This is a genomic window from Stenotrophomonas sp. TWI587, from assembly GCF_039674145.1.
GTDB classification, from domain to species: Bacteria; Pseudomonadota; Gammaproteobacteria; order Xanthomonadales; family Xanthomonadaceae; genus Stenotrophomonas; species Stenotrophomonas maltophilia_AY.
The window spans coordinates 23,758-36,757 of the sequence record NZ_JBDJMW010000014.1; the positions used below are offsets into that span (position 1 = coordinate 23,758).

The 13,000-nt window shown below is 67.5% G+C and carries 2 protein-coding genes; both read left to right on the plus strand.

Annotated features, from left to right (window positions below):
• Positions 1-87: 87 nt before the first annotated feature.
• A complete protein-coding gene (locus ABE464_RS17845) occupies positions 88-9,642 on the plus strand; it encodes an SdrD B-like domain-containing protein (protein ID WP_346473019.1) in 9,555 nt (3,184 codons plus the stop codon).
• Entirely contained in the window at positions 9,639-12,995 is a 3,357-nt protein-coding gene (locus ABE464_RS17850) for a hypothetical protein (RefSeq protein WP_346473020.1), read from the plus strand. Before ABE464_RS17845 ends, ABE464_RS17850 begins: the two co-directional genes overlap by 4 nt.
• Positions 12,996-13,000: the final 5 nt, after the last annotated feature.

Below are 13,000 nucleotides of genomic sequence, written 5' to 3' on the forward strand. Positions count from 1 at the left end.
CGGGAGCGCAGCGCCTGCCCGCGGTCATCACCGCACCTGGCCGCGTTCCCTCTGAAAGCAGCAGAGACCGGAACAGGGGAACAACGCATGTCCAGCCATAGCGATCGCGCAGCCATCTGCGCGGCGGTGACGCCGTTCGAGCGCGTGTACGCAACCGCGCGCAAGGGCCGCTGGCGCGCCGCTCTGGCGATGCTGATGCTGGCCATGCCGCTGTCCGCACTGGCAGTGGATCTGCAGATCACCGACTTCTCCGATACCGGCTACGACCCGGTACCGGCGGGCACGACCGTGATCTACAACGTCAAGGTCGAGAACGGTGCCAACGACACCGCGGCCGGCAGCGTCACGATCATCGACCTGCCGGTCGGTACGGCCTTGGGCAGCCCGGCACCTTCCGGTTGCAGCGCTTCGCCCGGCAGTGCCGGCACGACCCGCGTGGTGTGCACCAACCCCACTCTGACCGCCTCCGGCGCGCCGTACCAGTTCAAGCTGCCGGTCACCACGCTGCAGAGCCAGCCGGCCACGATCAGCCTGCATGCCGCAATCGGATTCGCGACGGCGTTGCCGCCGGCATCGACCCCGATCGTGGCGTTGCAGAGCAATGATCCGTTCTTCGCCGGTGACACCAACACCGCCAACAATACGTCCAACCAGACCACGACGATCCAGGCGGCGGCCGATCTGGAGCTGAGCAAGTCCGCTACGCCCGATCCGGTCATTGGTGGCGGGGAGATCACGTACACGCTGACCGTCAAGAACAACGGTCCCAGTGTCACCACCGGCTTCCGGGTGATGGACACGCTGCCCCCCAACGTGACGCTGGTGGGCGTGCCGAGCGGCGCCGACTGGAGTTTCAGCGCGCAGAACGGCACCTACAACGGCACCCTGGCCGTGGGCGCAAGCGCGAGCTATCAGTTCCGCGGCAAAGTGAATGTGGGCACCGGCAACATCGTCAATGCCGCCGTGGTCAATGCCGGTTCGGTGCCCGATGCGGTGCCGGACAACAATTCAGCGCAGGTGACCACCGCCGTCACCGCCGGTGCGGACCTGGCGATGTCCAAGTCGGTATCGCCGGCCCCGGCGGCAGCGGGTTCGATCGTCACCTACACCTTGACCGCGCGCAACGACGGCCCCAGCGCCGCCACTGGCGTGGTGGTCACCGATGCGATGCCCGAGGGTTTCGTGATCACCGGCGGCACTGCGCCTGCGGGCTGGACCTGCACCAGCAATGCGGGCGCGACCGCCCGCACCTGCAGCCTGGCCGGCAGCTTCGCGCCGGGCGCGCAGGCGATCATCACCATCACCGCGCAGGTGCCGTCGACCGGCACCAACAGCAGTGGCGTGGTCAGCAATACCGCCCAGATCACCGCGACCACGCCGGATCCGGTGCCTGGCAACAACGGTGGCACGGTCGGCCTGACCATCATTCCCGATGGCGCCGATCTGCGCATGAGCAAATCCAAGGCGCCGTTGCTGGTGCCGATGTGGAACGGCACGGGCGTACGCAGCGACAGCATGATGACCTCCACGCTGGGTGTGCGGAACGAGGGGCCGCGCGCGGTGACCGGCAACCTGCAGGTGGTCGATACCCTGGCCGCCGGCGAACAGTGGGTGGATGCCAGCGGGCAACCCATCCTGCCGGGCACCTCGGTGGCCATCGGCCGTTGGAGCTGCAGCGTTGATCGTGCGTGGGCCGTCGGCCAGGCGCAGACGGTGACCTGCACCCTGACCAGTGGCTACCCGGTCGCCGTCAATGCCAGCGCGCCCGCACTGGCGCTGCAGACGCTTGCGCGCACTGCCGGGGTACTGCGCAATGACGCCTGCACCGGCGGCAGCGGCGGCTCGCTGGAACCGACGACCGCTGGCGGCATCGATCGCGACCCCAACCAAACCAACGACTGTGCCGGTGGTGAGAGCCGTGCCACCGACGACCGCGCCGACCTGTCGATCACCAAGCAGACCAATGGACCAGGCGACACCGACAACATCATCCGCAACAGCGATGATTCGGTGACCTACACCCTGCAGATCCACAATGCGGGCGAAGCCACCACCGGCGTGGTGGTGAACGATCCGATCCCGGGCTTCGTCACCGGCGTGACCACGGTCACCGGCAACGTCAGTCCGGCAGGCTGGAACTGCCGTCTCAGTGGCAGTGCGTGGGTCTGTAATGCGGGCACCACCGTGCTGGGCCGCAACGAGACCGCCACCGTCCGCTTCACCGTCAACCGTGGCCTGTTCGACAGCCAGCTCCAGCCTTCCGGCAGTTGCGGTGGTCAAGCCATGCCGGCCGGTCGCTTCTGCAACACGGCCGGTGTACGCATCGACCCGGCCATTTCCGGTGCACTGGGCGAGATCGACCAGAGCAACAACACTGCCTCGGACTGGGTGCAGATCGATCCGGTGGCCAATGTCGCCACCACGCTGAAGAGCATCACTTCCGGCACGCCCGGGCGCGCCGGCGTCAACACGACCTACCAAATCACCTACCAGAACAAGGGGCCGTCGACCGCACGTGGCGTGGTCTTCAGCGATGTGTTCACGCTGCCTGCCAACGATGCCGGCTTCGTGCTGGTCTCCGCGCTGCGTACCGGTTCGGATGCGGCAAGCAAGGTCTGCGCGGTCACCGCGCGCGATGCCTCCATCAGCTCCGCACCGGCGCCCGGGGGCACCTCCTGGTTCAACACCGGCAGCGCGCCCGCCACGCTGACCTTGACCTGTACGCCCAAGGAGATGGCCAACAACTCCACCGAGACCATGACGGTGGTGATCCGCCCGAACGTCAACAGTGGCAACACCGGACGCCAGTTCACCAACACCGGCAGCTTCCATTTCGACCTGGATGGCGATGGCACCGCGGATCCGTCCAGCGGCACCGATGCCAATGGTCTTACCTACGATTACAACAGCCGCACCGATGACGACAGCAAAGACGCCACGTTGAACTTCGACGCCGGGCGTGTGGACCTAATCGTCAACAAGATCGATCAGAACTTCGACGGTGCGGTGGACCCGCTGGGCTTCGACTCGCGTGCCGGGATGGAGACCAACAACTACATCTACTACCAGATCAGCGTGCGCAACGAGGGCCCTTCCTTGGCCACACAGACGATGATCGATGACACGATCAGTCCGGCTCCGGGCGCGAGCATCAGCCTGGTGGGCAGCCGCACCGGTACCGCCACCACGCCGCAGGGCGCCTTGGAGCCGGTCGGTACCCGCTGTTCGATGGCTGCCGGCAGTACCAATCCGAGTACCGGCCCGCAGACCATTTCCTGCAGCATGCCCAGCGTGGGTGTGATCACGACCGACGAGGGGGTGATCGCCAGCAAACAGACCAGCTATCTGTATCTGGTCTACCAATACCTGAGCGCGCCGCCGGCCACCGGCGAAACGCTGCGCAACTCGGTCACCGCACGCTCGGCCGAGGCCGAGAGCGATACCAGCAACAACACCGCCACCCAGGAAACCAGCATCCGCACCCGCTCGGATCTGGAGATGAAGAAGTCCAGCGTGGTGATCGCGCCCAGCGCCGACCCTGGCGTCGCGCTGCCTGCCGACGCCGGCACGGTCAGCCTGCATCAGCCGTTCTGGTTCGTGCTGGACGTGGTCAACCACGGTCCCGGGCACAGCCTCTCGCGCGACCGCACCGGTACCAACCCGCTCAACGGCGAAGGCGTGGCCGTCACCGACACGTTGCCCGCAGGGCTTGAGGTGATCGGCGGCGCCGCTGCGATCACCTGGCAAAAGATCGGCACCACCGCCGATCCGGGCGTGCAGACCACCGGCATGGGCAACTGCCTGCTGGCTGGTCGCACCGTCACCTGCCGCATGGGCGACCTGGCGCTGGACGGGCGCGTACGCGTGCTGATCCCGGCACGCTGGACCACCCTGCCGGCCAATGGCAGCGGCATCAATACCGCCAAGGCCACCAGTGACCAGCTCGATCCCGAGCCGGGCAACGACGACGATACGACGACCCACACGGTGGTCCGTTCCTCGCTGACCGGCGTGGTGTTCCAGGACCGCGACCGCAGCGGCGCCAACGGCGGCACGCTGCAGAGTGGCGAGCCGGTGATCTCCGGCGTGACCGTGTACCTCAGCGGTGAAGATGCGTATGGCGCCGTGGTCGCACGTGAAGCCACCACCGATGCGCAGGGCGTGTATCGATTCGAGAACCTTGCTCCGGCCGGTGCTGCCGGTTACATCCTTACCCAGGCCCAGCCTGCGGCCTACGTCAACGGCCCGGTCGCACCGCCCGCCAGCGGCGCCGAAGCGCCTTCGGCCGGTGGCGTGTTCGCTGCGGTGACCCCGGCCAGCACCGCCGATTCGGTCTACACCTCGATCCTGCTGGGCGCTGGCGTGGACGCCGTGCGCTACAACTTCCCGGAAGTGCGTCGCCCGTCGCTGTCCGGCTTCGTCTATGTGGACAGCAACTACAGCAACCTGCGCGACACCGGCGATGCGCCGATCGCCAATGCCACCGTTGAACTGCTCGACGCCGCGGGGACGGTGGTTGCGACCCGCACCACCGGTAACGATGGCAGCTACAGCTTCATCGATCTGGATCCGTTGCAGGTCTATGCGCTGCGCGAAGTGCTGCCCGATGGCAGCTACCGCAACCGCCCCAGTGCGATCAATCCCGGCCTGGTCGGCGGTGTTGCGTGCGCGAGCTGCACGGTAGCCACCGGTGCGGGCGGCGATGCCGCCACCACCGACCGCATCGCCGGCATCGATCTGTCCAGCGGCGACGACGGTACCGCCTTCAACTTTGGCGAAGACGCAATCACCGCCATCTCCGGCCATGTGTACCTGGACCGCAACGGCAACGGCGATTTCGATGCCGGTGATGCGGGCGGTCGTGGCTCGCAGCCCAATGGCGGCCTGCAGAACGTGACCATCACCCTGACCGGCGCTGGTCCGGACGGCATCTACGGCACCGCCGACGATCTGCCGCCGGTGAGTGTGCAGACCGATGCACAGGGCCGCTATACGTTCGACAACCTGGTGGTGGGGCAGAACTACCGCATCACCGAAACGCAGCCGCAGGGCTACGCCGACGCGTCGGAGAATCCGGGCAATCAGATCGCCATCACCGCGCTGCCGCTGACCGGCTCCAGCGGCAATGATTTCGGCGAGGCGCTCGGCTCGATTGCTGGCCTGGTCTACGAAGACTTCTCCAATGTGGCTGCCGGCAACAACAACGGCCTCCGCGACAGCGGTGAGAACCCGATCGCCAACGTGATCGTGACGCTTACCGGCACCGATGTGCTTGGCAATCCGGTCAGCCTGACCGCGACCACCGATGCCAACGGTGAGTACCGCTTCAGCGATCTGCTGCCGGCACAGACCGGCACCGGGTACACGCTGACGCAGACCCAGCCGGCCGCATACCTGGACGGCAAACACACCGCCGGCAATGCGGCCACCCCGGGCAGCACTGGCGTACCCAACGTGATCTCCGGCATCGCCATCAACGCCGGACAGGACGCCACCGGCTACCTGTTCGGTGAGCTGGCCAACGCACCGATCAGCGGCACTGTCTACCTGGACCGCAACGATGACGGCGACAACAACGCCGGCGACGTCGGCATCCCCGGCGTGCAGGTGATCATCGTGGGCGCGGGCCCGGACGGCGTGTTCGGCACGGCCGACGACACCACCGAAACCCTGGTCACCAACGCCGATGGCCACTACAGCTATCCGGGCGCGATCGCCGGCCAGGACTACCGCATCACCGAAACCCAGCCGCCAGGTCTGGCCGAGGGCCGTGAAACTCCGGGCAACCTGATTTCCATCAGCAACCTGCCTGCCGCCGGTTCTACGGGCAATGACTTCGGCGAGCGCGCTGCGGCGCTGTCCGGCACGGTCTATCTGGACCGCAACAACAACGGCGTGCAGGATGCCGGCGAACCGGGCCTGCCCAACGTGCAGGTGCAGCTGCCGGGCGGCACCGTGGACGCGCTGGGCCAGCCGGTCGCGGCAATCGCGACCGATGCCGACGGGCGGTATCGCTTTGACGATCTGCTGGCGGGCACCTACACGGTGACCCAGCAGGTTGCACAACCGGTGTTCAATGGCGTCGCCACGATCAACGGCATCACCGTTGCCGGCACCGTCGACGGCATGACCGTCGGCACCGCCACCCCGGTGGCGAGCGTACCCAGTGCGATCAGCGCGGTCGTACTGCCGGCGGGCAAGGCCTCGATCAGCAACAACTTTGGTGAAGTGCTGGCCGTCGCCGTGTCCGGCACCGTGTTCTTCGACGCTGACAACAACGGTGCGCAGAACGGTGCGGCCGAAACCGGCATCGAAGGCGTGACCATCGAGTTGACCGGTACCGACGACACCGGCGCCAGCGTCCCGCGCAGCGTGCAGACCGACGCCGATGGCCGTTTCGCCTTTGCTGATCTGCGCCCGGGCACCTACACCCTGACCGAACCGCAGCAGCCGACCGGCACCAGCAACGGCATCACCACCGCCGGCACCGTCGACGGTGTCAGCAGTGGCACCGCTACGCCCGTGGCCACCGTGCCCAGCCGCATCAGCACGATTGATCTGTCCACGCCGGGCACGGCCTCGGTGGACAACCTGTTCGGTGAGATTCCGCTCAACAGCGGGATCAGCGGCAAGGTGTGGACCGACCGCAACAACGATGGCGTGGTCGACCCGGGTGAGACCGGTCTGGCCAACGTCACCATCACCCTGACCGGCACGGACCTGGTCGGCAATCCGATCACCCGCGACACCGTGACCGACGCCGACGGCAACTACAGCTTCAGCGATCTGCCCCCAGGCACCTACACCGTGACCGAGCCGGACCAGCCGACGGGCACCCGTGATGGCCGCACCGTGGCGGGCAGCACCGGTGGCACGGTGACGGCACCGGGCACCCTGCCGTCGAAGATCACCGGCCTGGTGCTGGGCGTGAACCAGCAGTCGGTGAACAACAACTTCGGTGAGATCCCGACCGGCGGCATCGCCGGCCGCGTCTACAACGACAGCAATGACAACGGGGTGGTCGACACCGGTGAGGGCGGCATCGCCAACGTCACCGTGGTGCTGACCGGCACCGACGACCTGGGCCAGGCCGTGTCGATCACGCTCACCACCGATGCCGACGGCCGCTACCGCTTCGATGAACTTCGCCCGGGCACCTATACGGTGACCGAGCCGACCCAGCCGCCGCAGACCCTCAACGGCATCACCAGTGCGGGTGCGGTGGACGGCATCGTCACCGGCGTGGCCACCGGCCGCGACACCGTGCCCTCGGCGATCAGCCAGATCGTGCTGCCGCTGGGCGGGCATTCGCTGGACAACAACTTCGGTGAGATCGGTGATTCGCCGGACATGCTGGTCAGCAAGTCCGCCGGCAGCACGCGCTTCACCGTCAACAACATCGCCACGTACACCATCCAGGTGCGCAATGGGGGGCAACAGCCTTCGCGCGGCGAATACGTCGTGCAGGATCGCCTGCCGCAGGGCCTGACCCTGGCCGCCGTGCCGAGCGGGACCGGCTGGGTCTGCACCGGCGCCGTGGGTGAGACCCGCTTCGAGTGCCGCAGCCAGCAGGTCGTGGCTGCCGGTGCCACCTCGGTGGACACGATCAGCGTGCAGGCCCTGGTGGGCGCCGCCGCCGCAGAGGCGGGCAGCGTCAACAACGCCGTACTGGTCGAAGGCGGTGGCGAGAACGAGTTCCGCACGCCGACGCCGGCCGAGCGCAGCGCGTTCGAGGGCGACGTGACCCAGCTGCCCGAGTGTGTGGACACGATCCAGTTCAACGCCTGCCGTGTGCCCAACGCGGTGCAGTTGGCTGCCTCGGTCGGCGGAACCGTGTGGTACGACATCGGTGGCGACGATCAACTGCTGGACAGCGGCGATCAGCGTCTGTCGTCGTGGATCGTGGAACTGGTCGATCCGGCCACTGGCCAGATCGTCAAGACCACCACGACAGGTGCCGATGGCAGCTACCGCTTTGGCGATGTGGTGCCGGGCGTCATCTGGAACATCCGCTTCCGCGACCCGGCCTCCAACATCCTGTGGCCCAACCCGGTCACTCGCGAGTCGGTCAACGGCATCCAGCAGACCTGCGACGCCCAGGCAGCCATCGCGCGTGCCGGTGTAAGTGCCTGCCGGGTGACCGACAACGGCATCAGCCAGCTGGAAGTCGTGCTCAGCCCCGGCCAGCACCTGCCGCAGCAGAGCCTGCCGGTGGATCCGTCGGGCGTGGTGTACGACGCCACCACCCGCGACCCCGTGCCGGGCTCGATCGTGACGCTGAGCCCGGTCGGCATGTGTGCCGGCTACGACCCGCGTACCGCCGTGCTCAATGCCGGCAGCGGCGGTTACCGCCTGGAGGGCAGTGCGATCTCGATGACGGTGGGCAGCGAAGGCTTCTACCAGTTCGCCTTTGGCCCTGCCGCGCCGGCCCGTTGCGAATTCCAGCTCACCGTGACGCCCCCGGGCAGCTATCAGTTCGTCTCGACGTTGATCCCGCCGCAGGCTGGTGCGCTGTCGCCGGCCGGCAGTGCCGGCGCCAACCATGAGGTGCAGCCGAACCGGCTCGCACCGACCGGTGCGGTCGGCACGGCCACGCAGTACTACCTGACCCTGTTTGCCGGGTCGGACACCGCCGCGATCATCAACAACCACCTGCCGCTGGATACCGCGGTGGCGACGGGCCTGGCGATCAGCAAGAACGGTGACCGCCAGACCGCCGAGATCGGTGACACCGTGCAGTACACGATCACCATCCGCCAGACCGCGGGCAGCGAGCTGCGCACGGTCAACGTGGTCGATCGCCTGCCGCGTGGCTTCACCTACATCGACGGCACCGCGCGTGCCGATGGCCGCGCCGTGACCGATCCGTCCGGCAAGCCGGGCCCGCTGCTGGGCTTCGATGTCGGCCCGATCAGCGTCGGTGGCCAGATCGTGCTGACCTACCGCGTGCGGGTTGGCGTGGGCGCGCAGCAGGGCGATGGCATCAACCGTGCGCAGGCCTTCGGCTGTGCCTTCAGTGGGGGTTGCATCGACACCGGCAGCATCACGCCGCTGCCCGGTGCATTGCCGTCCAACCGTGCCGAGTACCGCGTGCGCGTCACCGGTGGCGTGTTCACCGACCAGGCCTGCGTGCTAGGCAAGGTGTTCGTGGACTGCAACAACAACCATGTGCAGGACCGCGAAGAACTGGGCATCCCCGGTGTGCGCCTGTACTTCTCCGATGGCACCTGGGTGATCAGCGATTCGGAAGGCAAGTACAGCTACTGCGGCCTGCCGCCGCAGAGCCACACGCTGAAGGTGGATGCCGGCACGTTGCCGCTCGGCGCGCGCCTGACCACCAGCAGCAACCGCAACCTGGGCGATGCGGACAGCCTGTTCCTGGATCTCAAGAGCGGCGAGCTGCACCGCGCTGACTTCATTGAAGGCAGCTGTGCCAACCCGGTACTGGAGCAGGTCAAGGCCCGCCGCACCCAGGGCGAGGTACGTGCGCCGGAGACCGAGACCGGCCAGCCGCCGCTGCGCTTCGACAGCAAACCCGCGCGGGCGCCGCAACAGGCGACCGACTCGGCCAACCAGAGACCGATCGTGCATCCCAGAGCCAACCCGCCCGCTGCCGGCGCCTCGACGGAGGGCCAGCCATGAGCCGCGCCCAGTCGTTGTACCGCCTGCCGCGCCTGAGCCTGCTGGCCTGTGCCCTGGCCGCCGTGCCCGCCATGGCCCAGAGCGTGGGCAGTCCCGGCCGCTTCACGCCGGTGCTGGGCGACGCCAGCACCTTGTACCCGCGCAGCCCGGCCAGTACCGATGCCGCCCCGCGCGCGCTGGACAGCGCCGTGCCGGGCACGCTCGACCGGATCCTGGTCGAGCTGGACCGTGATGGCGTGCCGGCCGATGGCCAGAGCGCCGTGCATGTGCGTGTGCAGCTGCTGGACGCCGCCGGTCGTGCGCTGACCGGCACCACCTACGCCACGATCGAGACCAGCGGCGGCCGCATCCGCCTGCCCGGCTCGCGGACCGACGAACTCGGTCCTGGCGCGCTGGATGCCGACAAGGTCACCCCGGGCATCCAGCTGCAGGTGGTCGACGGCATGGCCGAATTCGACCTGCTTGCCCCGCATGAGCCGCAGGACGTGGTGCTGCGCATCACTGCCGGCGCCGAGACGGCCCAGGGCACGATCGGCTTCCTGCCGGAGATGCGTGAGCTGCTGGCCACCGGTCTGATCGAAGGCGTGGTCAACTTCCGCCGGCGCAGCAACGCCGGGCTGATCTCGCCGGTGGAGCATCACGATGCCTTCGACCGCGACATCCGCCGCTGGGAGCGCCAGTTCAACAACGGCAAGGCCAATGCGGCCGCGCGCACCGCGTTCTTCGTCAAGGGCCGGATCAAGGGCGAATATCTGCTCACCGCCGCCTACGACTCGGACAAGGACACCCGTGGCCGCCTGCTGCGCGACATCCAGCCGGAAGAGTTCTATCCGGTCTATGGCGATTCGTCGCTGCGTGGCTTCGATGCGCGTTCGGCCGAGCGTCTGTACGTGCGCATCGACAACCAGCGCAGCTACCTGCTGTACGGCGACTTCCAGACCGGCGACACGCTGGCCACGGCAACCGGTATCGGCGGCAGCGGCGCGATCCCGCAGCGCAGCCTGGGTACCTACAACCGCACTGCCACGGGCCTGGGCTGGCACTTCGAAAGCGAGCGCGTGCGCAGCAATGTGTTTGCGATGCAGGATTCGCTGCGCCAGGTGATCGAGGAGTTCCGCAGCCAGGGCAGTGGCCCGTATGCGCTGCGCAACAACGCCGTGCTGGAGGGCAGCGAACGGGTGGAAGTGATCGTGCGCGACCGCAACCAGCCGACCCGCATCACCTCGGTGCGTTCGTTGGCACGGCTGGTCGACTACAGCTTCGAGCCGTTCTCCGGCCGGATCCTGCTCAATCAGTTCCTGCCCGCGTTCGACAGCGATCTCAATCCGGTCTCGCTGCGAATCACCTATGAGCTGGACCAGGGCACCGAGAAGTTCTGGGTGGTCGGCGCCGATGCACAGGTCAAACTGACCGAGCAGCTCGAGGTCGGTGCGGCGGCGGTCGATGACCGCAATCCCTACGCTGAATTCAAGATGGGCAGCGCCAACGCGAGCTATCGGTTCGGTGCCAACACCCTGCTGGTGGCCGAGTTCGCGCGCACCCGCAGCGAGGTCAATACCAATTCGATCAACCAGATCACCTCGCAGGGCCTGAAGGACATCACCGGTGAGGTCGAGGGCGATGCGTGGCGGGTGGAGTTCGCGCACAGCGCCGACAAGCTCGACGCGCGCGTGTTCGCCGCACGCACCGATCCGGCGTTCAACAACCCGGCCGCACCGCTGTACGGTGGTCGTGGCGAGTACAACGCGCGGTTGGCGTACCGGGTGGGCCCGCGGCTGGAACTGTATGTGGAAGGCCTGCGCAGCGAGGACCGCAACCCCGATGGCGGCAAGCGCGATGCTGGCGGTGCCGGTGTGCGCATCGGCGCTACCGAACGGCTGACGGTGGATCTGGGCGTGCGCAGCATCCGCGAGACCATCGGCGTGACCTCGCCGTGGTCGTCGGGGGTGCCGTTCGGCAATCCCGGCGGTCTCACCGGTGGGTTTGCGACCGGTTCCGGTGGCGGCGCGCTGGGCTACGGCCAGCAGGCGCTGGATCCGCTGACCGGCCTGATGGTCATCAACGGCAGCAGCAGCGGCAGTCCGATCACCAGCGAATTGCCGGTCGGCACCGAGCTGGAATCGGACAGTGCCCGGTTCGGGCTGGGCTACCGCCTGAGCGATCGCCTCAGCGCCGGCGCGGAAGTGGAGCACAGCGTCAGCGGTGAAGACCGCAAGCGCCTGGCGGCCGGCCTGGACTACCAGGTGTTCGAACGCAGCCGCGTGTATGGCCGCTATGAGAAGCAGACCGGCCTGACCAGCGCCTATGGCATCACCACCACCGACCGCGAAGCCGATGCGCTGGTATTCGGTATCGACAGCAGCTACCTGCGCGATACCCAGACCTTCAGCGAGTACCGCCTGCGCGATTCGATCAGCGGCCGCGATGTGCAGGCCGCCTCGGGTATCCGCAATAACTGGGACATCCGCGAAGGCCTGCGCCTGGCCAGCTCGGCCGAGCACGTCAAGGTGATCGACGGCAGCACCGGCGACAGCACCGGCCTGGCGCTCGCCCTGGACTACAGCGCCAACCCGCTGTGGCGCGGGGCGATCCGTGCCGAGCACCGTATCTCCGAGGACGTGCCCGATACCGAGGTCAATGAGGCGTTCAACACCACGCTGCTGCAGTTCATGCTCGCCCGCAAGCTCAGCCGCGATTGGACCCTGCTTGCCCGCAACTATCTGCTCAGCACCCGCTACGATGCCCGCGGCGATGTGCTGCAGGATCGTTTCCAGCTCGGCGTTGCGTACCGCGATACCGACCGCAACCGGATCAACGCGCTGGCCCGCTACGAGTACAAGCTGGAGCGCGATGAGAGCGGCCTGACCCTGTCCGACGGCAATACCATCGATGGCAGCAGCCAGGATGTGCGCACCCGCGCGCATATCGTCTCGGCGCATGCCGACTGGCATCCGTCCCGACCGTGGTGGTTCACCGGCCGCGTGGCCGGCAAGTGGCAGCAGGACCAGTTCGCTTATACCGACAGTGCACGGGTCAACAGCCGCTTCCGCGCGATGCTGTTCTCCGGCCGCGTGGTGTACGACATCACCGAGAACTGGGACATCGGCGTGCTGGGCTCCACCTTCCGTGGGCAGAGCGGTGCCAACCAGTATGCCTACGGCATGGAGGTCGGCCGGTTGCTGCGGCAGAACCTGTGGCTGTCGGCCGGCTACAACTGGAGCGGCTTCGCCGGCGACCGCGATCTGAACGGTTACGAGTACACCCAGCAGGGCGTGTTCCTGCGCCTGCGCTTCAAGTTCGATGAAGACCTTTTCCGGCCGGACCCCGTCCGCTACCGCGACCCGGCACGTTGAGGATG